This is a genomic window from Cupriavidus pauculus, from assembly GCF_008801835.1.
Classification (GTDB): Bacteria; Pseudomonadota; Gammaproteobacteria; order Burkholderiales; family Burkholderiaceae; genus Cupriavidus; species Cupriavidus pauculus.
Genome location: NZ_VZOW01000009.1, coordinates 65,487 through 87,275, shown reverse-complemented (window position 1 = coordinate 87,275; position 21,789 = coordinate 65,487). Strand labels below are relative to the sequence as shown.

Annotated in this window: 17 protein-coding genes and 1 riboswitch; of the genes, 7 read left to right on the top strand and 10 right to left on the bottom strand. The window is 65.4% G+C overall.

Annotated features, from left to right (window positions below; translation table 11 throughout):
- Positions 1–2 precede the first annotated feature (2 nt).
- A complete protein-coding gene (locus F7R19_RS12190; protein WP_150980846.1) occupies positions 3–1,283 on the bottom strand; it encodes a muropeptide transporter in 1,281 nt (426 codons plus the stop codon).
- Positions 1,284–1,399: 116 nt separating this feature from the next.
- Here F7R19_RS12190 and F7R19_RS12185 point away from each other — a divergent pair, with 116 nt between their 5' ends.
- Positions 1,400–2,368 carry a M48 family metallopeptidase gene (locus F7R19_RS12185; RefSeq protein ID WP_150980845.1) on the top strand — a complete coding sequence of 323 codons (969 nt, stop codon included), beginning with the start codon at positions 1,400–1,402 and terminating at the stop codon, positions 2,366–2,368.
- A gap of 34 nt (positions 2,369–2,402) precedes the next feature.
- Here the strand turns inward: F7R19_RS12185 and argC are convergent, their stop codons facing one another.
- Positions 2,403–3,350, bottom strand: a complete 948-nt coding sequence (argC, locus tag F7R19_RS12180) for an N-acetyl-gamma-glutamyl-phosphate reductase (protein ID WP_061956269.1) — start codon at positions 3,348–3,350, stop codon at positions 2,403–2,405.
- A 181-nt stretch (positions 3,351–3,531) separates the two neighbouring features.
- Complete coding sequence (locus F7R19_RS12175; protein ID WP_061956267.1) at positions 3,532–4,308, bottom strand: exodeoxyribonuclease III; 777 nt, start codon at positions 4,306–4,308, stop codon at positions 3,532–3,534.
- A gap of 30 nt (positions 4,309–4,338) precedes the next feature.
- Here F7R19_RS12175 and pyrE point away from each other — a divergent pair, with 30 nt between their 5' ends.
- Both pyrE and F7R19_RS12165 read left to right on the top strand, forming a co-directional pair.
- On the top strand, positions 4,339–5,016 hold the full coding sequence (gene pyrE / locus F7R19_RS12170) for an orotate phosphoribosyltransferase (RefSeq protein ID WP_061956265.1): 678 nt from the start codon (positions 4,339–4,341) through the stop codon (positions 5,014–5,016).
- A gap of 52 nt (positions 5,017–5,068) precedes the next feature.
- On the top strand, positions 5,069–6,412 hold the full coding sequence (locus tag F7R19_RS12165) for a DUF3734 domain-containing protein (protein ID WP_061956263.1): 1,344 nt from the start codon (positions 5,069–5,071) through the stop codon (positions 6,410–6,412).
- 37 nt (positions 6,413–6,449) lie between these two features.
- Here the strand turns inward: F7R19_RS12165 and F7R19_RS12160 are convergent, their stop codons facing one another.
- The 4 genes from F7R19_RS12160 to F7R19_RS12145 form a co-directional block, all read right to left on the bottom strand.
- On the bottom strand, positions 6,450–7,259 hold the full coding sequence (locus F7R19_RS12160; RefSeq protein ID WP_150980844.1) for a polyphosphate kinase 2 family protein: 810 nt from the start codon (positions 7,257–7,259) through the stop codon (positions 6,450–6,452).
- 72 nt (positions 7,260–7,331) lie between these two features.
- Positions 7,332–8,198 (bottom strand): diaminopimelate epimerase, encoded by an 867-nt coding sequence (gene dapF, locus F7R19_RS12155; RefSeq protein ID WP_150980843.1) that lies wholly within the window; start codon positions 8,196–8,198, stop codon positions 7,332–7,334.
- Between the two features lie 14 nt (positions 8,199–8,212).
- Positions 8,213–9,106 carry a lipid A biosynthesis lauroyl acyltransferase gene (locus tag F7R19_RS12150; protein ID WP_061956257.1) on the bottom strand — a complete coding sequence of 298 codons (894 nt, stop codon included), beginning with the start codon at positions 9,104–9,106 and terminating at the stop codon, positions 8,213–8,215.
- Positions 9,103–9,999 carry a lysophospholipid acyltransferase family protein gene (locus F7R19_RS12145; protein WP_150980842.1) on the bottom strand — a complete coding sequence of 299 codons (897 nt, stop codon included), beginning with the start codon at positions 9,997–9,999 and terminating at the stop codon, positions 9,103–9,105. Before F7R19_RS12145 ends, F7R19_RS12150 begins: the two co-directional genes overlap by 4 nt.
- 324 nt (positions 10,000–10,323) lie before the next feature.
- On the opposite strand from F7R19_RS12145, the gene metK reads away from it, so the two are divergent.
- Positions 10,324–11,487 carry a methionine adenosyltransferase gene (gene metK / locus F7R19_RS12135; protein WP_061956383.1) on the top strand — a complete coding sequence of 388 codons (1,164 nt, stop codon included), beginning with the start codon at positions 10,324–10,326 and terminating at the stop codon, positions 11,485–11,487.
- Positions 11,488–11,618: 131 nt separating this feature from the next.
- On the top strand, positions 11,619–12,506 hold the full coding sequence (locus F7R19_RS12130) for a Kdo hydroxylase family protein (RefSeq protein WP_061956253.1): 888 nt from the start codon (positions 11,619–11,621) through the stop codon (positions 12,504–12,506).
- Between the two features lie 76 nt (positions 12,507–12,582).
- Here F7R19_RS12130 and F7R19_RS12125 read toward each other — a convergent pair whose 3' ends face one another.
- Entirely contained in the window at positions 12,583–14,025 is a 1,443-nt protein-coding gene (locus F7R19_RS12125) for a coniferyl aldehyde dehydrogenase (protein ID WP_150980841.1), read from the bottom strand.
- Between the two features lie 214 nt (positions 14,026–14,239).
- Here F7R19_RS12125 and F7R19_RS12120 point away from each other — a divergent pair, with 214 nt between their 5' ends.
- Entirely contained in the window at positions 14,240–15,922 is a 1,683-nt protein-coding gene (locus tag F7R19_RS12120; protein ID WP_150980840.1) for a GMC family oxidoreductase, read from the top strand.
- A 70-nt stretch (positions 15,923–15,992) separates the two neighbouring features.
- On the opposite strand, the gene F7R19_RS12115 is transcribed toward F7R19_RS12120, so the two are convergent.
- Positions 15,993–17,534: a methyl-accepting chemotaxis protein gene (locus F7R19_RS12115; protein ID WP_150980839.1), complete on the bottom strand. Its 1,542-nt coding sequence runs from the start codon at positions 17,532–17,534 to the stop codon at positions 15,993–15,995.
- A gap of 168 nt (positions 17,535–17,702) precedes the next feature.
- The gene (locus tag F7R19_RS12110; RefSeq protein ID WP_150980838.1) at positions 17,703–19,388 is read right to left on the bottom strand and encodes an acyl-CoA dehydrogenase family protein; all 1,686 of its coding nucleotides are present in this window, start codon (positions 19,386–19,388) and stop codon (positions 17,703–17,705) included.
- Positions 19,389–19,639: 251 nt separating this feature from the next.
- Positions 19,640–19,741, top strand: a riboswitch (TPP riboswitch).
- A 118-nt stretch (positions 19,742–19,859) separates the two neighbouring features.
- Here F7R19_RS12110 and thiC point away from each other — a divergent pair.
- Entirely contained in the window at positions 19,860–21,737 is a 1,878-nt protein-coding gene (thiC, locus tag F7R19_RS12105; RefSeq protein WP_150980837.1) for a phosphomethylpyrimidine synthase ThiC, read from the top strand.
- The last annotated feature ends 52 nt before the right edge of the window (positions 21,738–21,789 follow it).

Here is a 21,789-nt window from a genome sequence, read left to right as displayed (position 1 = left end):
TCTCAGGCGGGGCGCGCCGCCGGTGTCTCGGCCGGTTCGCGCGCCTGCGCCTCGTAGCGATCCACGGTGCTGCGCATCGCCCACAGCAGCGCCACGCCGGGCACCGCCGCCACCACGGTGCCGAGGTAGAACGGCGGCCAGCCCCATGCTTCCACCATATAGCCCGACGTCGGCCCCACGTACACGCGGCCGATCGACGCCAGCGCGGACAGCAGCGCGTATTGCGTGGCGGAGAAAGAGCGGTTGCACAGCGTCATCAACAGTGCCACAAAGGCCGCCGTGCCCATGCCGCCGCAGAGGTTTTCCACGGCGATGGTCGCGCCCATCGACCACAGGTGCGGCGGCGTCACCGCCAGGATCCAGTAGCCGAGGTTGGACACGGCCTGCAGGATGCCGAACAGCATCAGCGACCGGTACAGGCCCAGGCGCACCATCAGCGATCCGCCGAACAGCGCGCCGATAATCGTCGCGGCCAGGCCCAGCGTCTTGTTGACGATGCCCACCTGGCCCGGATCGAACCCCAGCCCGCGGATCAGGAATGCCGTCGACAGACTGCCGGCGAAGGCGTCGCCAAGCTTGTACAGCACGATCAGCAGCAGCAGCCACCATGCGCCCTGCCGGCCGAAGAAATCGCGCAGCGGCCCCAGCACCGCTTCCTCGAGCGAACGCGGCGCGCGCGCGGCGGCCTCCGGCTCCGGCGCCCAGAACAGCGTCAGCAATCCAACGCTCATCAGCGCGGCCATCAGCAGGTACATGCTGGACCAGCCCAGTACGCGATCCGCCAGATACAGGGCGAGCCCGCCCGACACCAGCATCGCCAGCCGATAGCCCAGCACCTTGACCGCCGCGCCGGCGCCGCGCTCTGCGGGCCGCAGCACGTCGGTGCTGTAGGCGTCGAACACGATGTCCTGCGAGGCCGAAAGGAACGCGACGAGCGCGGCCAGAGCGCCCAGCGCCCAGAGCGCCTGATGGGGCGGGCAGAACGCCATCGCCGCAATGCCGGCCACCAGGCCAAGCTGCGTCAGCATCAGCCAGCCCCGCCGCCGGCCCAGTAGCGGCGGCGTGTAGCGGTCCATCAGCGGGGCCCACAGGAATTTGAAGATGTAGGCTTGCCCGACCAGCGAGAAAAATCCGATGGTCTTGATGTCCAGGCCTTCCACCGTCATCCAGGCCTGCAAGGTGCCGGACGTCAGGGCCAGCGGCAATCCGGACGCAAAGCCAAGCGTCAGCATCGCGCCGATGCGGCGATTGCGAAAAATGTCGAGATAAGTGTGGAAATTCATGATGGGGTGGCGCCTGGGCTGGCGTGTATTATTGCATCACCGTTCGCGCCGCCTTGTGAACCGCCGCGAGTTCTTTCGCATCGACCCCTGCCGTAAATTCCATCGCACCCGAGACCATGCGTCAGTTCTGCTTGCGCGCCGCCCTGGCGGTTGCGATATGTGCCGCCGCGGCAGCCGCCAGTGCGCAGGAGCTGTCGCAGGTGGCCGCGCCCACCGATGGCGTGCAGCTGGCGCGGCGCGAATCCCGCGTGCGCGAGATTGTGCCGATGGCGGTCATCGACCAGCAGGCGGCGCGCGAATACGAACAGGTCAAGCAGGAAGCCATCGCCCGGCATACGCTGCTCGACGATTCCGATCCCCAGGTGCTGCGCCTGCGCGAGATCGGCGTCCGGCTGTTGCCGCAGACCGTGCTGTGGAATCCGCGCGCCGGCCGCTGGGCGTGGGAAATCAACGTGATTCGCGCCGATCAGGTCAACGCGTTTTGCATGCCGGGCGGCAAGATGGCCGTGTACACGGGTTTGCTGAACGACCTGAAACTCACCGACGACGAAGTGGCGATGGTGATGGGCCACGAGATCGCCCACGCGCTGGAAGAACATGCGCGCCAGCGCGCCGCGCAGGCCGAGATCTCCAATCTGGGCGCCAACGTGGTGTCGCAACTGACCGGGTTTGGCAATCTGGGCAACATGGACATTGGATCGAACGCGAAGATGCTGTCGCTGCGTTTTTCGCGCCAGGAAGAAACCGAGGCGGACCTGATCGGCATGGACATCGCGTCGCGCGCCGGCTACGACCCGCGCGCGGCCATCACGCTGTGGCAGAAAATGGGCAAGTTCCTGCGGGCCGGCGACGAATTCTCGTCGACCCATCCGTCCGGACGCAGCCGCATTGCGGTGCTGGAAGCCCATATGAAGGAAGTGTTGCCGCTGTACGCCCGGGCGATGGAAATGCCGATGGAAAAGCTCTCGCCCTACCAGACCAACATGGCCAATCTTGGTGGTGCGCCGGTCGACAACGGCGACGACGACCAGCGCAAGCCGCTGAAGCTGGAAACCCCGGACGACAAAAAAGCCGGCTCGCAGTGAGCCGGCTTTTTTTCGTTGACCGCGGCGCGGCGGATCAAGCCTTCAGGCCGGCCGCCTCGTCGGCGCCAATGCGCACGTTCATGCACTGAACCGCTGCGCCGGCTGCGCCCTTGCCCAGGTTGTCCAGCCGAGCCACCAGATTCAGGCGTTCTTCATTGCCGAACACGAACAGATCGACGCGATTGGTGTCGTTGCTGGCCTGCACATCGAAGAAACCATTGTCGAGGTTGGCATCGCTGTTGAACGGATGCACGCGCACGAACTGTTCGCCTTCGTAGTGCTTGCGATAGATGTCGAGAATGGCCTCGGCGTCGGCCTTGCGCGACAGCAGCGACGGATACACCGGCACCGTCACGGCCAGGCCCTTGAGGAAGTTGCCGACGATCGGGTTGAAGATCGGCGCCTGCGTCAGCCCGGCCTGCACGCGCATTTCCGGCAAGTGCTTGTGCGCGAGGCCCAAGGCGTAGGGCCGCGGGCTCATCAGCTTCGGATTTCCGCCCGCTTCGAACTCGGCAATCATCGACTTGCCGCCGCCGCTGTAGCCAGTCAGCGAAAACGCCGTGACCGGGTAGTCGGCCGGCATCAGGCCCGCTTCCACCAGCGGGCGCACCGCCAGCACGAAGGCGCTGGCGTGGCAACCCGGCACCGCGATGCGGTTGCTGGCGCGCACCTTGTCGCGCTGGCCGCGCGTCAGTTCCGGCAGGCCGTAGGCCCAGGCGTCCGAGGTGCGGAACGCCGTGCTGGCGTCAATCACGCAGGTATCGGGATTGGTCACCAGCGACACGGCCTCGCGCGAGGCCACGTCCGGCAGGCACAGGAACGACACATCCGAGGCGTTCAGAAAGCGTGCTCGCTCCTGCGGGTCTTTGCGCTTGTCATCGGCAATGCGCAGCAGCTCCACATCGGAGCGGCCCGAGAGATAGTCAAGCAGCCGGAGACCGGTGGTGCCTTCCTGACCATCGACGAACACTTTGAAAACCATGGCGGACTCACTCTGAAAAATGCGAAAAATCGCCTGTCCGAACGGATGGCGAACCTGCATTGTAGCGAGGTTGAGGGCCGGACGCAGGGTTTACGCCAAAACCGCCCATTGCCGTCCGGCACGGTTCCAACCGGCCAAAAATCACCAGTCAGGGTAGTTTCGCCGCGTTACAAGCGCGGGCTTACAGGGGAAAGTCGTAGTCGATCGACAGTGGCGCGTGATCGCTGAACTTTTCGTCCTTGTAGATCGAGCAGACCTTGGCGGTTGCGGCGATCTTCGCGGTGGTCAGGTGGTAATCGATGCGCCACCCCACGTTCTTGGCATATGCCTGGCCGCGGTTGCTCCACCAGGTATATTGCTCGGGCCGGGGATCGAGCTGGCGAAACACATCCACATAGCCATGGTTGTCGAATAGCTCGCCAATCCATGCGCGCTCTTCGGGCAGGAAGCCGGAATTCTTCAGGTTGCCCTTCCAATTCTTGATGTCGATTTCCTTGTGCGCAATGTTCACATCCCCGCACAGGACGATTTCCCGGCCGCTGGCCTTCAACTGCAGCAGATGGGGCAGGAACGATTCCATGAAACGGAATTTCGCTTGCTGGCGCTCCTCGGAGCTGGACCCGGACGGCACATACACCGAAATCACGGCGAGGTGCGGATACTGCACCTCGACATAGCGGCCTTCCGCGTCGAATTCCGCGTTGCCGAAGCCCGTGATGACGCGCTCGGGCTTGTGGCGCGTGTACAGGCCCACGCCGCTGTAGCCCTTTTTCTCGGCGTAATGGAAATAGCCGTGATACCCATGCGGCGCAAGGAAAGCTTCGGTCATGTCGGCTTCCTGCGCCTTCAGTTCCTGTACGCAGACCATGTCCGCTTCCTGCTTGCCCATCCAGTCGAAAAAACCTTTCTTGGCGGCCGACCGGATGCCGTTGAGGTTGGCGCTGATAATCCGTAACATCTCGGGAAATTTTGAATTCAGAGAGTGAAAATGACGCAGCAGACCACGCCGGACGACCTTAGCCAGTCCTTTATTCGCTTTGCACTGGATGCGGGCGTGCTGTCCTTTGGCGAGTTCGTGACCAAGGCTGGCCGCAAGTCGCCGTATTTCTTCAACGCCGGCTTGTTCAACCAGGGCGCGATGCTCGGCCAGGTGGCGCAATTCTACGCGAAGACCCTGCTTGGCTCGGGCCTGCAGTTCGATGTGCTGTTCGGCCCGGCCTACAAGGGCATCACGCTCGCGTCGGCCACCGCGGTAGCGCTGGCGGGCATGGGGCGCGACGTCGGTTTTGCCTACAACCGCAAGGAAGCCAAGGACCATGGAGAAGGCGGCACGCTGGTGGGCGCCAAGCTCAGCGGCAAGGTTGTGATCGTGGATGACGTGATCTCGGCCGGTACTTCCGTGCGCGAGTCGATGCAGTTGATTCGCGCCGCGGGGGCAGAGCCGGCCGCGGTGCTGATCGCGCTCGATCGCATGGAAAAAAGCGGCACGGCCGACAACATCGGCACGCATTCCGCGGTCCAGGATGTGCAGCGCGAATACGGCGTGCCCGTGATCGCCATCGCCACGCTCAAGGATCTGCTGGCCTATCTCGATGCCTCGCAGGACCCGGCGCTCGGGAACTCTCGCGACGCTGTCGCTGCCTATCGTCAGAAGTACGGCGTCTGACGGCAAACACGGCCCCGCTCGGGGCCGTTTTCATTTCCAGGGGAGCATCGGCGTGGCGCAAAAGCGGCGGCAGGACCAGCAGGACCGGCAGGCGATCAAACGCGAGATTGGCGAGCAGGGCGCGCCGCCGCAGGATTCGGCGCCCGATGCGGCCACGCCGGCCAAGGCTCGCACGGCGTCGGCCGCCACGCGTGGCCGCCCGCCGCTCGAGCATTGCGCGGCGGATGAACCGGCACACGACGGCCCCGCGCATGAAGCCTATGCGATCCGCGCGTTGGTGTTGCAGGGCGGCGGTGCGCTTGGCTCCTATCAGGCCGGCGTCTATCAGGGGCTGGCGGAGGGCGGCATCCATCCGAACTGGATAGCGGGGATTTCGATCGGCGCGCTCAATGCGGCTGTAATCGCCGGCAATCCGCCCGAAACCCGCGTGGCACAACTGCGTGCGTTCTGGGAATACATCTGCGCGCAGCCGTGGCTGCCCGGCTTGCCGCTCGACCTGCTGACCGAGGCGGCGCCGTTGTGGCCGGAACCGATCCGCGTCTGGTTCGATGGCCTGAACGCCGCACGGGCGCTGGTGGAAGGCCAGCGCGGCTTTTTCACGCCGCGCGGCATCGCCGACCTGTGGGCGCGCGGCGAGGATCCGGGTCGCGCAAGCTACTACGACACCGCTCCGCTGAAGGCCACGCTCGAACGCTTTGTCGACTTCGACCGCATCAACCGGCCCAAGGAAATGCGCGTCTCGGTGGGCGCGGTCAATGTGCGCACCGGCAATTTCGCCTATTTCGACAATACCCGCATGACGCTGCGCGCCGAGCATTTCATGGCGTCGGGGGCGCTGCCGCCGGGATTTCCGGCGGTCGAAATCGACGGCGAGTATTACTGGGATGGCGGCCTGGTTTCGAACACGCCGTTGCAGGAAGTGCTGACCGCCCAGCCGCGCCGCGATGCGCTGATTTTCCAGGTGGATTTATGGAGCGCGCGCGGCAAGCTGCCGCATAACCTGCTGGATGTGGCCGAGCGTCAGAAAGACATCCAGTATTCGAGCCGCACCCGCGCGATTACCGATTACATGCGCGAACAGCAAAACTATCGCCGCATGTTGAGCGAGGTGATGGCGCTGGTGCCGCCGTCAAAACGCGACGATCCCTGGTACAGGCGCGCCGCCGATCATGCGTGCGACGCGCGCCGCAACGTCATCCAGCTGATTTATCGCGACAAGACTTTCGAGGGCAGCGCCAAGGATTATCAGTTTGGCGTGCTGACGATGCACGAGCACTGGTCCAGCGGGCTCGACGATATTCGCGACACGCTGAAACATCCGCATTGGCTGGCCATGCCGGGCGCCGAGCGACCGTTCGTCACGCACGACGTGCATCGCGGCAATGGCGACACCTGAAGCCGTGGGCCGCCGCCGATCGCCTAATCGCCCCGCGCTATTCGACCACCACTTTGGCCAGCGCAGGGTTGGGTGGGGGATATGCCGGCTTGATGGTGTCGAATACCGCCTTGAGGATTTCAGCCACCATCAGGTTGCGGTGGCTCTTGGAATCGGCCGGCACGATATACCAGGGGGCATCCGGCGTGGCGGTCGCGGCAATGGCGTCCTCGTAAGCCTTCTGGTATTCCTTCCAGAACTTGCGCTCGGCCAGATCCTGCATGTCGAATTTCCAGTGTTTCTGTGGATCGGCAATACGCTCTTCCAGCCGTTTTTTCTGCTCGTCCTTTGAAATGTGCAGAAAACATTTGACGATGGTCGTGCCGGTTTCCACCAGCATTTGCTCGAATGCGCGGATCTGTTTGTAGCGGCGTTCGCATTCGCGCTCGTCGATCCAGCCGTGCACGCGCGTAATCAGCACGTCCTCGTAATGGCTGCGGTTGAAAATGGCGATTTCGCCTTTGCGCGGCACCTGGGCATGCACGCGCCACAAGTAGTCGTGCGCCAGTTCTTCGGGCGTGGGGGATTTGAAACTGGCCACGCGCACGCCGAGCGGATCGAAACTGCGAAACACCGAGCGCACGGTGCCATCCTTGCCGCTCGTATCCATGCCTTGCAACACGATCAGCAGCTTGTGCGTGTGCTCGGCGTAGAAAATATCCTGCAAGGCGTCGAGCTGGGTGCTCAGCTCGGTCAGATGGGCATTGTCGGAAGTCTTGTTGCCCGTGGACAGCGGCTTGCTGCCGGGGTCGAAGCTGGCAAGCTTGAATTGCTTGCCGGAGGTGATGCGGAAATCGTCCAGACTCATGGGCTCTCCGGTGGCGGGGTGGGGCACCCCGCATTCCACACGGCCCGCCAGATGGCGGGACAGGCCCCATGGTCAGGCAGGTAGCGCCGCGAGGTCAATAGACCCTTCGAACACGGTCGTCGCCGGACCGGTCATCTGCACGGACTGCCCCTCGCCTTGCCACGCGATGCTCAGGTCGCCGCCGTGCGTGCGCACTTTCACCGGCGAATCGAGCAGCCCGCGCCGGATGCCGGCCACCACCGCCGCGCATGCGCCGGTGCCGCAGGCCAGCGTTTCGCCAGCGCCGCGCTCGAACACGCGCAGGTTCACCGCATGGCGATCGACCACCTGCATGAAGCCCGCGTTGACGCGATTCGGAAACGACTTGTGATGCTCGATCACCGGGCCGTCCTGCAGGACGGGAAACTGCTCGACGTCGTCCACCACCTGCACCGCGTGCGGGTTGCCCATCGACACCGCGGAAATCCACTCGGTGCGGCCGTTGATTTCCAGGCCGTACAGCGTGTCGTCGCCCTCGACGCGGGTGGGCAGCCCTTCGGGCACGAACGGCACGCGCGCCGGGGTCAGTTCGGGCGCGCCCATGTCGACGGTGACCTGGCCGTCGTCCTGCAGCGTCAGCGTGATGACGCCATTCATGACTTCCACGCGCACCGAGCGCTTATCCGTCATACCTTTGTCGGTCACGAAGCGCACGAAGCAGCGCGCACCATTGCCGCAATGTTCGACTTCACCGCCATCCGAATTGAAAATGCGATAGCGGAAATCCACATCGTCGCGCGTCGATTTTTCGACGATCAGGATCTGGTCCGCGCCGATGCCGAAATGACGACTCGCCAGCGCGCGCCACTGCGCGTCGGTCAAATCGAGTTGCTGGTTGATGCCGTCCAGCACGATGAAATCGTTGCCGGCGCCGTGCATCTTGGTGAACTGGAGTTTCATGTCGACGATTGTAATCAGTAGATGTCGGGTTCGCCGGGCGGGCGATGCTTGAAGCGTTTGTGGACCCAGTAATAATCGGCCACGCGCGGGCGGATCGCTTCCTCGAAAAATGCATTCATGCGCCGCGTATCGTCGGTCACGCTGTCACCGGGGTAGTTCTCCCACGGCGGCAGAATGTGCAGCACATAGCCCTTGTAATCGGGCAACTGCTCGGTGAAGATCGGCACCACCTTGGCGCCGGCCAGCCGCGCCAGGCGCGACACTGCGGTTAGCGTCAGCGCCTGCACGCCGAAGAACGGCACGAATTCCGAATCGCGTTCGCCAAAATCCATATCGGAAATCAGCTGCAGCGCCTCGCCTTTCTTGAGCACGCGGAGAATGTTGCGCACGCTGTCGTTACGCGAAATCATATTCGCGCCGAAGCGCCCGCGCGCCACCTTCAGGAAATCGTCGAACAGCTTGTTTTTCTGCACCGTATAAAGCGAGGCGCCGGACCGGCCGACGTTATCGCGCAGGTGCATCGTCAGGCGGATCGCGCCGGCTTCCAGCCCGGAAAGATGCAGCGTGACGAGTATATGGGGCGTGCCGTCCAGCGCGACCAGATTGGCCTGGTCATTAATTTGCACCAGGCGGCGCATCTTGGCTTCGTCGCTGGTCCAGAAAATGCCGCCTTCGGCAAAGCTGCGAAACACCTTGCGATAGGTCTCGCGCGCGAGCGCGTCGATTTCCTCTGCCGTGCGCTCGGGAAAGCACAGGCGCAGATTGGCGCGCACTACCTCGCGGCGGGGATTTGGAATGTGGTAGAGCAGGCCGCCCAGCGCCTCGCCAAAACGTGCAACAAATGGGTATGGGAGTTTTCCCAGCACCGTCAGCAGGCCGATGCCAAGCCAGGTAAATATGCGGCTCATTGGATATTGTCGTGGGATACCGCTTGCATGGCGGTCGGGGTCTCCGGCGGCAGTTCGGCGCCGGCCGGATGCTTGTAGCGGTTATATCCCCAAAGGTATTGCGTCGGATCGATCGCGATCAGATCTTCGATCGTCGCGTTGATCACGGCCGAGGCCGCGGCCGGGTCGTCCGGCAGCATGCCGCCGTCGCACAGTATGCGCAGATGGCCGCGATAGCCGGCACCGCGCGGCAGGCGCTCAGCGTAGACCATTACCACCGGCGCCCGGGTCAGTTGCTGCAGGCGGTGCACCAGGGTCATCGAATAGGCGGGCGCGCCGAAGAACGGCGCCCAGGTGCCTTCGCCGCCGGTCGGCACCTGGTCGGGCAGGATGCCGGCGGCTTCGCCGCGCTTGAGCGCCTTGACCAGCATGCGAACGCCGCGCGGCGTGGCTGGCGCCATCGCCATGTTGGGCCGGGTGCGCATCCGTTCGACGAATTCGCGCAGCCACGGCTGATGCGGCGGCTTGAACATTGCCGTCACGCGGCGCAGGCGTGCGTAGGACAACGGCAGGACTTCGAAGCAGCCCAGGTGCGGCGTCAATACGATCACACCTTTGCCCGCGGCCTCCAGGCGCGCCAGTTCGGGCCAGAGGTGATCGTCGAAATTGTCGGTGCGGACGGTGATCGTCTTGCGGCTCCAGAAATACGGCATCTCCATGATCAACCGGCCGGCGTGGCGCGCGGCTTCGGCGAGCATGGCGTCGGTGGCGTCGGGAAAGGCGCGGCGGAAGTTTTCGGTGAGCCGCTGCCCGTAGCGGCCCGGCAGCCGCGCGGCCAACAGGCCCAGCGCGCCGCCGATGGCGTGCAGCGCCCGCAGGGGCAGCCGGGAGATGAGCCAGAAAAGAAAAGTCATGGCAACGTAAGGGACATTTATCCGGGGGCAATACCAAACCAGAGCGCCGTGCGGCCCGGATTCTCCAGACCGGAAGCCCGCAGGCGCGCGGCCGATCGACCCGGGAACAGGTCCGCGCAACCCGGGCCAATCCGGAGTGTGGCTTTGCCATCATTGGCGCGCTGCAACGAACGCGGCAGCCGCGTATAATACCTGCCATCGCCGAGTTAACTGACAACTTGCGGGGCGATGCCGCTCTACCCGGGTGGCTTGAAAATACCGCTAAAGCGTCGCCGCACGATCTCGAAGGGTGGCACGCAATAGCCAATCTGGAGAAACTTGATCGTGTCGAACGATTTCCTCTTTACCTCGGAATCCGTTTCCGAAGGCCATCCCGATAAAGTCGCAGACCAAATTTCGGACGCTGTCCTCGACGCCATTCTGGCGCAGGACAAGTACGCGCGTGTGGCGGCCGAAACGCTTTGCAACACCGGTCTGGTGGTGCTGGCGGGCGAAATCACCACCACGGCCAACGTCGACTACATCCAGGTCGCACGCGACACCATCAAGCGCATCGGTTACGACAACACCGACTACGGCATCGACTACAAGGGTTGCGCCGTGCTGGTTGCGTATGACAAGCAATCGCCGGACATCGCCCAGGGCGTCGACCGCGCCTCGGACGACTACCTGAACCAGGGTGCGGGCGACCAGGGCCTGATGTTCGGCTACGCCTGCGACGAAACCCCGGAACTGATGCCGTTCCCGATCTACTACGCGCACCGCCTGGTCGAGCGCCAGTCGCAACTGCGCCGCGACGGCCGCCTGCCCTGGCTGCGCCCGGACGCCAAGTCGCAGGTGACGGTTCGCTACGTGGACGGCCGTCCGCATAGCGTGGACACCGTGGTGCTGTCGACGCAACACGCGCCGGACATCTCGCAGGCACAGATCCGCGAAGCCGTGATCGAAGAGATCATCAAGCCGGTGCTGCCGGCCGACATGCTCAAGGAAACCAAGTACCTGGTGAATCCGACCGGCCGTTTCGTGATCGGTGGCCCGCAGGGCGACTGCGGCCTGACCGGCCGCAAGATCATCGTCGACACCTACGGCGGTGCATCGCCGCATGGCGGCGGCGCGTTCTCGGGCAAGGATCCGTCCAAGGTTGACCGCTCGGCCGCCTACGCCGCGCGCTACGTGGCCAAGAACGTGGTGGCCGCCGGCCTGGCGCGCCAGTGCCAGGTGCAGGTGAGCTACGCGATCGGCGTGGCCCGTCCGATCAACGTCACCGTGTACACGGAAGGCACCGGCAAGATCTCGGACGCGAAGATCGCCGAACTGGTGCAGGAGCATTTCGACCTGCGTCCGAAGGGCATCGTCCAGATGCTGGACCTGCTGCGCCCGATCTACGAGAAGAGCGCCGCCTACGGTCACTTTGGCCGTGAAGAGCCCGAGTTCTCGTGGGAAGCCACCGACAAGGCGGCCGCCCTGCGCGCCGCGGCCGGCCTGTAAGCTTCGCCCGCATTGACGGAAAACCCCGCCGGTCCGACGGACCGCGCGGGGGTTTTTGTTGACGGCGCGCCAGCGGGGCCTGGCTTGCATGCGGGTAGAATCCGGGCAGACCGATTTCACGCAAAACCGCCATGGCCCTGGACCTGATCCGCACCCAGCCGTACACCGACTGGTCTCCCGAGGTATCGCCCGAAACGCGCGCCACACTGCGGCGCGAGCTGGAGCAGGGCGCCGTGCTGTATTTCCCCAACCTGCATTTCCACTTCCAGGCCGGCGAGGAACGGTTTCTCGATTCGCGCTATTCGGACGGCAAATCCAAGAACATCAACCTGCGCGCCAACGAGCATGCGGTGCGCGGCGCGGCGGGCAGCCAGCAGGACCTGACCGATCTGTACAACCTGATCCGCCGCTATGCCGAATCGAGCGAGGCGCTGATTCGCGCGCTGCTGCCGGAATACCTGCCGCACATGACGCGCGCGGGCACGTCGCTGCGGCCGAGCGAGATTGCCGGACGCCCGGTGAGCTGGCGCAAGGACGACACGCGCCTGCACGTCGATTCCTTTCCGTCCAATCCGATGCTGGGCAAGCGCCTGCTGCGCGTGTTCCACAACATCGATCCGCAAGCGCCGCGCGTCTGGCGCGTGGGCGAGCCGTTTGCCGATTTCGCGCAACGCTTCGTGCCCAAAACCCATGGCATGTGGCCCGGCCAGGCCTGGCTGATGAAGACGCTGCACATCACCAAGCGCAAGCGCAGCGAATACGATCATCGCATGCTGCAGTTGCACGATCTGGCCAAGGCGGACCTCGATTACCAGAAGACGGTGCCGCAGCAGGAATTCCATTTCCCGCCCGGCGCCACGTGGATCGTGTTCAGCGACCAGCTGTTGCACGCGGCGATGCGCGGGCGCGCGATGATGGAGCAGACGATCTATCTCGATCCGGCCGCCATCGCCGACCGCACCCATTCGCCGGAAGCGGTGCTGTCGCGCATGCTGGGCAAGCCGATGCTGGCCGCCTGAGGCGGTTCTTGCCTCCGGTCCGCCGCATGTGCCGCATGGGCGCCACGCGCCGCAAGTGGCGCAGGCGGCCGGCGATTCAGCGCATCAGCATCTTCAGCATCGATTCGAACCGTTTGCCGTAGGGCGGTTTCAGCAGCCCCGCGCCATTTAGGCCGGCTTGATGGAACACCGGCTTGAGCTTCGAAAACGTCTCGAAACCAGCCTCGCCGTGATACACGCCCATGCCGCTCGGGCCGACGCCGCCAAACGGCAGGTCGTCCTGGGCGATATGGAACAGCGTGTCGTTGACGGTTACGCCACCGGCCACGGTCTGCCGCATCACGCGATCGACCACATCGCCGCGCTTGTCGAACACGTAGAGCGCCAGCGGGCGCGGGCGCGCATTGACGAAGGCAATCGCCTCGTCCACGGTGCGATACGTCACCACGGGCAGCACCGGTCCGAAGATTTCCTCCTGCATCGCCCGGACATCATCGGGCACATCGGTCAGCAACACGGGCGGCAGACGGCGCGCGGCGGCGTCCGGCGCGGCGTCGGTCAGCGGCACGACGCGCGCGCCGGCCGCGCCTGCGGCGTCGATCATCGACACCAGACGGTCAAAGTGACGTGGGCTGATGATGCTGGTGTAGTCGGCATTGCGCGCGATATCGGGATAGAGTCGGCCGGCCACGCGCCGCGCGGCGTCCACGAAGCGGTCGCGCTGCTCGGCTTGCACCATCACGTAGTCCGGCGCGATGCAGGTCTGCCCGGCGTTGAGCAGTTTGCCGACCAGAATGCGTTCGACGGCGCGCTCGAAATCGGCGCCGGGCCCCACGATCGCCGGCGACTTGCCGCCCAGCTCCAGCGTCACCGGCGTCAGGTTGGCCGCCGCGGCCTTCATCACGTGATGGCCGACGTTGGTCGATCCCGTGAACAGCAGATGGTCGAAGGGCAGCGCGCTGAAGACCGCGGCCACCTCCGCATCGCCATTGACCACGGCCACTTCGTCCGGCGCAAACGTCGCCTGCACCAGTTGCGCGAACAGTTCGGAAAAGCGCGGTGTGTATTCCGACAGCTTCACCATCGCGCGATTGCCGGCCACCAGCGCGCCGGTCAGCGGCCCGATGGTCAGATAGAGCGGGTAATTCCAGGGCACCACGATGCCGATCACGCCCAGCGGCTGCGGCATCAGACGCGATTTGCCGGGCCTGAACCACAGGCCCGTGCGGGCGCGCCGCACGCGCATCCAGCGCTTGCCATGCCGCAGTGCGTCATCGATACCGGCCAGGCTGGGAAACACTTCCAGCAGCGCGGTTTCCTGACGCGGCCGATTCGTGAAATCGGCGTTGATGGCCGCGGCGATCGCTTCGTGGTGATCGCGCACCAGCCGCTTGAGCCGGCGCAGCCGGTCGGCGCGCACATCCCACGTCGGCGATTGGTCGTGACGTGACGCGGCGCGCATGGCGTCGAACACCGTGGACATGGCGGGCACTTCTCTCATTGGCTGTCTCCTTGCCGGCTTCTGCTTTTCATGGGCCATCGCGCACCATAAGGCACGGCGCACGTTATCGCAATGGAGCGCCGCTCTCAAACGCGCGGCGCAGCTGCGCGCAGTGCCGTCCGCCCCGGGCGACGCCGTGCTCCGCTTCACCAGCCCCCCGGCAGCGCCTACACTGGATTTTCGCGGCAGCCATGCGTCGGGAATCGCCAGGGCTGTGCGGCACGGGCCCGGCGCCCGGCGTGCGAGGAGACAGATGGAAACGACTTTCGACTATCTCGTGGTGGGCGCCGGATCGGCCGGCTGCGCGCTGGCGGGACGCCTGGCCGATAGCGGCAACGACACGATCGCGTTGCTGGAAACCGGCGCGCACGATCATCATGTGCTGGTGCGCACACCTGCCGGATGCGCGGCGATGCTGCCGCGCGCCGGGGCGCGCAACTACGGTTACCAGACCGTGCCGCAGCCCGGCCTGGGCGGGCGCCGCGGCTACCAGCCACGCGGCCGCGGACTGGGCGGCTCGTCGTCGATCAACGCGATGATCTACATGCGCGGGCGTCCCAGCGATTACGACGGCTGGGCGGCACACGGCTGCGACGGCTGGTCGTGGGACGACGTGCTGCCGTATTTCCGTCGCGCCGAATGCAACGAACGCGTGGCTGGCCATGACGACGATCCGCTGCACGGCGGCACCGGCCCGTTGCATGTTTGCGATCCGCGTACGCCGAATCCATTCGGTCAGTATTTCATCGAGGCCGCGCAGCGCGCCGGCATCGTGCGCAACGACGATTTCAATGGCGACGAACAGGAAGGCGTGGGCTGGTATCAGGTCACGCAGCACAGCGGCGAGCGCTGGAACGCCGCGCGCGCCTACTTGCATGGCGGCAATGCGCGCGATCGCCGCAGCAACGGCGGGCGCAATCACTTGCATGTGATGACCGGCACGCAGGTGCTGCGCATCCTGTTTGAAAAACGCCGCGCGGTGGGCGTGCTGGCCTGGCGCGACGGGCGCGAAATCGTGCTGCGTGCGCGGCGCGAAGTCATCGTCAGCGCCGGGACATTCGGATCGCCGCAATTGCTGATGGTGTCCGGCGTGGGGCCGGCCGATCATCTGCGCGCGCATGGCATCGCCGTGGTGCACGATCTGCCGGGCGTCGGCGGCAATCTGCAGGATCACCTCGACATCGTGCTGCACAAGCGCGTAGCGGACGCGGGCTTGTTCGGCCTCTCGCTGTCCGGCGCGTGGCGGCTGCTCGGCGAATATCTGCGGTATCGGCGCGACCGCACGGGCATGCTGGCGTCCAACTTTGCCGAAGCGGGCGCCTTCGTGCGCAGCCGCGCCGAGCTGGCGGAGCCCGACCTGCAGTTGCACTTCGTGGTCGGCATGGCCGACGACCACATGCGCCGCATCCACTTCGGGCACGGCTACTCGTGTCATGTTTGCGTGCTGCGCCCGCGTAGCCGCGGCGAGGTGCGGCTGGCGAGCGCTGACATGCGCGCGGCGCCGCAGATCGATCCGCGCTTCCTGTCCGATCCGCGCGATCTGGACGACATGCTGGCCGGCCTGCGCATCGTGCGCGCGATCCTCGCGCAGACGCCGCTGGCCACGTTCGGCGGGCGCGAACTATATTCGAACGGCTTGCGCCTCGATGGTAGCGATGACGACGCGGCGCGCGCGCTGATCCGCGCTCACGCCGATTCGATCTATCACCCGGTGGGCACCTGCCGCATGGGCATGGATGCGCTGGCCGTGGTCGATCCGCAATTGCGCGTGCGCGGCGTGGAGGGCCTGCGCGTGGTCGATGCATCGATCATGCCGACACTGATCGGCGGCAATACCAACGCGCCAGCGATCATGATCGGCGAGCGCGCCCACGACCTGATCCGCTACGCGCCGCACGTGACGCTGCGCATTCGCGAGACCGTGGCGGCCGAATAGTTCGATCCGGCCGAACAGTTCGAACAGGCCGGCGCGGCGTGTGCCACACACGCCGCGCCGGCCGCGTGCATCACCCGCGCATCTGGAACTGGCTCACCATCTCGCGCAGCTTGCCTGCCTGTTCGTCCAGCGATTGCGCGGCGGCGGCCGCTTCTTCCACCAGCGCGGCGTTCTGCTGCGTCACCTGATCCATCTGCCCGACAGCGTGGCCGACCTGCTCGATGCCGGCGCTTTGTTCCTGCGACGCCGCGGAGATTTCGGCAATGATGTCGGACACGCGCTTCACGGCCTGGCGGATATGGGTCATCGTGTCGCCCACACCCTGCGCCTGCGCCGACCCGGTGCGCACCGTGTCCACCGATGTCTCGATCAGTTCCTTTATTTCCTTGGCCGCGCTCGACGAGCGCTGCGCCAGGCTGCGCACTTCACCGGCCACCACCGCAAAACCACGCCCCTGTTCGCCCGCACGAGCCGCTTCCACGGCGGCATTGAGCGCGAGGATATTGGTCTGGAAAGCGATGCCCTCGATCAGGTTGGTGATTTCGGCAATGCGCTCCGAACTACTGCTGATGGCGCCCATCGTATCGACCATCTGCTGCACCGACTGATTGCCCTCGTCGGCCACCTGCGCCGCGTTGGACGCGAGCGACGACGCCTGGCGCGCGTTCTCGGCGTTCTGACGCACGGTGGCGGTGAGCTGTTCCATGCTCGATGCGGTTTCTTCCAGCGATGCGGCCTGTTGTTCGGTGCGCGTGGACAGATCGACGTTGCCCGCGGCGATCTGCGCGGCGGCCACCCCGACCGAATCGGTCGAGCGGCGCACTTCGCGCAGCGTGCCGGCCACACGCTCGATCAGCGCATTGAACGACTGCGCGGTGAGGCCGATTTCATCGAGCCGGTCCACCGGCGCGCGGTGATCGAGATCGAGCGACTGGCTCACATGTTCGAGCGTGCCCTGGATTTCCGCGAGGCTGCCGCGGATGCGGCGATAGAGCCCGAGGGCCATGAACGCGGTGATCGCCACGGCCAGCACGATGACGACCGAAAACACCCGCACCGACGTCTGGTACTGCGCCTTGTTGTGCGCCACGGCCTCCTCGCCGAGCTTGGTGTTGTATTCCAGGTGATCGTCGAGCGCCTTGCGCACGGCGCTCGACGCCTGGTGCACCTCGCCGCTGGTCAGCATTTTCTGCGTGGCGGCGAAGTCGCTGTTGCGCGAGCGTTCCAGGAAGGCGGGAAATTGATCGCGATACAGCTTCATCGCCGCGCGATCCGCTTCGAGCATCTTGCGGTCGGTATCGTCGGACAGATCGTCGCGTTCGTACTTGGCCAGCAGTTCATCGAAGCGCTTGTTGGCCTTGTCGAGCAGCGCCTCGGCATCGGCCTTGGCGCCGACATCGTCGGTCATCGCATGGCGATACAGCGCCACGCGCACGTTGGCCAGCGCGCTGCTGACATTGTTGAGATCGCGCACGCTGCCGAGCGTGTTGTCGTTGAAGTATTCGAAGCGCGCTTCCGACTGGGTCATCTGCCAGATACCACCTAGGCCGACAAACAACAGGGCGAACAACGCAAGGGACAGCGTGAGGAGCAGACGTTTGCTGATATTCATGGGGGGCTTACGGCGCACGTTGGTTGGCGCGCGCCGCCGATTGTGACGACTTGGTTCGCAGGCGGGCGGGAGCCCGTCGCCACAACGTTTACGGCAGCGGCGATATCCCCTGAAGGTGGGGGATAGCGATGCAGCCGTTGCTGTGCGATTGCCGCACAGTTTTGCGTGTCAGGCCGGCCAGGCAGCTTCGGCGATGCGCGCCAAAGTGCCGACATCGGCATCCAGCGTGCCGAACACGCGTCCATGCTGCCGCCCCAACCGGCTGGCAACAAAGTGGCTGGCCGATGTCGGGTCGGCATGCGCGATCATCAGCGCGGCCTGCGCGGTCAGCACCAGACCTTGTGCAAAGCGGCGCGCGTTGGCTTCGAGCGTGTCGGCCGGTGCATGCAGCATCGCTTGCAGCGACGCCAGCTCCGCGCGCACCGCCGCGTCGCCGTTCGACAGCCGCGCGAGGTCCTGCAGGATGCGCAGGCCATCGTCGGGATTGCGTTGCAGCGCGCGCAGCACGTCCAGGCACATGATGTTGCCCGAGCCTTCCCAGATCGAATTCACCGGCGCTTCGCGGTACAGCCGCGCCATCGGTCCTTCCTCGACATAGCCGTTGCCGCCCCAGACTTCCATCGCCTCGCCGGTGGCTTCGAGCGCACGCTTGCAGATCCAGAACTTGGCGGCCGGCGTCATCACGCGCTTCCACGCGGCCGCCAGTGGATCGTCGTCGGCGTGCTCGAAGGCGTGGGCCAGCGCCATCATCATCTGCGTGGCCGCGGCCGATTCCAGCGCCAGATCGGCCAGCACGTTGCGCATCAGCGGCTGGTCCGCCAGCAGCCTGCCAAACGCCATGCGGTGGCGCGCGTGATGCAGCGCCTGCACCAGTGCGGCGCGCAGCAGCGCCGCGCTGCCGATCACGCAGTCGAGGCGCGTATTGGTGGCCATCTCGATGATGGTGGGAATGCCGCGGCCTTCCTCGCCGATCAGGATGCCCGTGGCGCCACGGAATTCCACCTCGCTGCTGGAATTGGAGCGGTTGCCGAGCTTGTCCTTGAGGCGCTGGATCAGGATCGGATTCTTGCTGCCGTCGTCACGAAAGCGCGGCACGAAGAAGCACGACAGCGGGCCATCGGCGGCGCCCATGCGTGCCACCACCAGATGCGCGTCGCACATCGGCGCCGAGAAAAACCACTTGTGGCCGGTCAGCGCGTACTCCGCACCGCGCCCCTCGCCGCGCAGCGGAGTGGCCACGGTGGTGTTGGCGCGCACATCGGAGCCGCCTTGTTTTTCGGTCATGCCCATGCCGATCATCACCGCGCTCTTGTCGCGCCACGGCAGGTCGCGCGCGTCGTGTTCGGTGGAAAACAGGCGCGCCTCCAGATCGCGGAACAGCGCCGGCTCGTTACGCATCACCGGAATGCTGGCGAAGGTCATCGTGGTGGGGCACAGCGATCCCGATTCGACCTGGGCCTGCAGGAAATAGCCGGCCGCGCGCGCGCCCCATGCGCCCGCGCGCGGCTGCGCAAACGGCAGCGCCTGCAATTGCTGACTGCGCAGCAACGCCAGCAGGTGGTGCCAGGCGGGGTGGAACTGCACCTGGTCGATGCGCTCGCCGATGCGGCTGTGCGTGTGCAGTTCAGGGGTGAGACGGTTGGCGTCGGCGGCCCACGCCTGCACTTCCGGTTCGCCCAGCCGCGCGCCGTAGCGCGACAGCGCGTCGCTATGCCAGCCGCCGCCAACCCGGTCGAGCGCGGCGCGCAGGGCCGGATCGCTGTCGAACAGGTTGTAGTAGGCCAGGTCGGGCACCTGATTGAAGACGCGGTGCGTCTGCGCGCTTTCGACGTCGGCGGCGGGCGTGGCGGTCATGGCATCTCCTGGGGCGGCGCTGCGGGCCGCTGTTGGCACATGGAACTACCGGTGCCGGCCATGGTACGGCAACTCCCGCGTTCAAAACATCGGTGCATGTCCCCGGCGCGCGACCCGCCTCCAAGTGTCGGCGCGCACACATCGCGCGCGTCGTGCAGTGCAGCACGATCGCTTCGATACCGGCATGCACGACTGTTGCGACAGAATTTTGGGTAGCGCTGGTCGGGCCCATGTGCTTAAATTCAGCCCGTTGGATGAAACAGGGGTGCCGTCCGGATGGGCCGGGCGGCTGAGAGAGTCCCTTCGAACCCGATCCGGCTAGTACCGGCGTGGGAAGTTTCAAACAGAACCGAATCGCTCTTGTCCCCCGGGTCTTCCGCATCCAGAGGACGCCGCCACCGGCGCCGCCGCGCTGGCGGGCTCACAGGGCTCCTGGTTTCGTCCATCCCCGCAAGAGAGAGGACGACACCCATGGCCCGTACTGCCCCCGCCGCATCTTTCGAATCGCTCGAAAGCGATCTCGACCAGAAGTTTGCCTATCCGGCTTCCAGCAAGACCTACATCACGGGCAGCCGCCCGGATATCCGCGTGCCGCTGCGCACGATCCTGCAAACCGCCACGCGCACCGACAAGGGCGAAATGGCGAATCCGCCGATCCCGGTCTATGACACCTCGGGTCCGTACAGCGACCCTGACGTGCACATCGATCTCAAGGCCGGCCTGCCGCCCGTGCGCGCCAAATGGATCGAGGAACGCAACGACACCGAGGTGCTGCCCGGCCTGTCGTCGGAATACGGCCTGGCGCGCGCCAAGGATCCCGCCACCGCGCACCTGCGCTTTGCCCAGCTGACCAACCCGCGCCGCGCCAAGGCCGGCGCCAACGTGTCGCAGATGCACTACGCGCGCCGCGGCATCATCACGCCCGAGATGGAATACGTGGCGCTGCGCGAATCGCTGAACCTGCAGGCGCTGTACGACAAGCCCGAGTACAAGGCGCTGCTGCGCCAGCATCCGGGCAACGCGCTGGGCGCGTCGATGCCGCTGCGTCCGGAAGACATGACGCCGGAATTCGTGCGCCGCGAAGTGGCCGCCGGCCGCGCCATCATTCCCGCCAACATCAACCACACGGAACTGGAGCCGATGGCCATCGGCCGCAACTTCCGCGTGAAGATCAACGGCAACCTGGGCAATTCGGCGGTCACGTCGTCGCTGGCCGAGGAAGTGGAAAAGATGGTGTGGTCGATCCGCTGGGGCGCCGACACCATCATGGACCTGTCCACCGGCAAGCACATCCACGAAACGCGCGAATGGATCCTGCGCAATTCGCCGGTGCCGATCGGCACGGTGCCGATCTACCAGGCGCTGGACAAGACCGGCGGCATCGCCGAGGACCTGACCTGGGAAATGTTCCGCGACACGCTGATCGAGCAGGCCGAGCAGGGCGTGGACTACTTCACGATCCACGCCGGCGTGCTGCTGCGCTATGTGCCGCTGACGGCCGACCGCGTGACCGGCATCGTGTCGCGCGGCGGCTCGATCATGGCCAAGTGGTGCCTGGCCCATCACAAGGAAAACTTCCTCTATACGCACTTCGACGAGATCTGCGAAATCATGAAGGCGTACGACGTGTCGTTCAGCCTGGGCGACGGCCTGCGTCCGGGCTGCATCGCCGATTCGAACGATGACGCGCAATTCGGTGAGCTGCGCACGCTGGGCGAACTGACCGCCAAGGCGTGGAAGCACGACGTGCAGGTGATGATCGAAGGTCCGGGCCACGTGCCGCTGCAGCGCATCCAGGCCAACATGGACGAGGAGCTCAAGCACTGCTACGAAGCGCCGTTCTATACGCTGGGGCCGCTGGTCACGGACATCGCGCCGGGCTACGACCACATCACCAGCGGCATCGGCGCGGCCAACATCGGCTGGATGGGCACGGCCATGCTGTGCTACGTCACGCCGAAGGAGCATCTGGGGCTGCCCGACAAGGAAGACGTGCGCGAGGGCATCATCACCTACAAGATCGCCGCGCATGCCGCCGATCTGGCCAAAGGCTGGCCGGGTGCGCAGCTGCGCGATAATGCGCTGTCCAAGGCACGCTTCGAATTCCGCTGGGAAGACCAGTTCAATCTCGGCCTCGATCCGGAACGCGCACGGTCTTTCCACGATGCGACGCTGCCGGCCGAAGGCGCCAAGATCGCCCACTTCTGCTCGATGTGCGGGCCGAAGTTCTGCTCGATGAAGATCACCCAGGAAGTGCGCGACTACGCGGCGTCGTTGCCCGATGCGCAGCGCGGCATGGAGGAGAAGTCGATCGAGTTCGTGAAGTCGGGCGCCAAGATCTATTCGTAAGCCGTACCTTGCAGGACGGGCGCCGCGCGTGCTTTCGCGCCGGCGCCCGGCA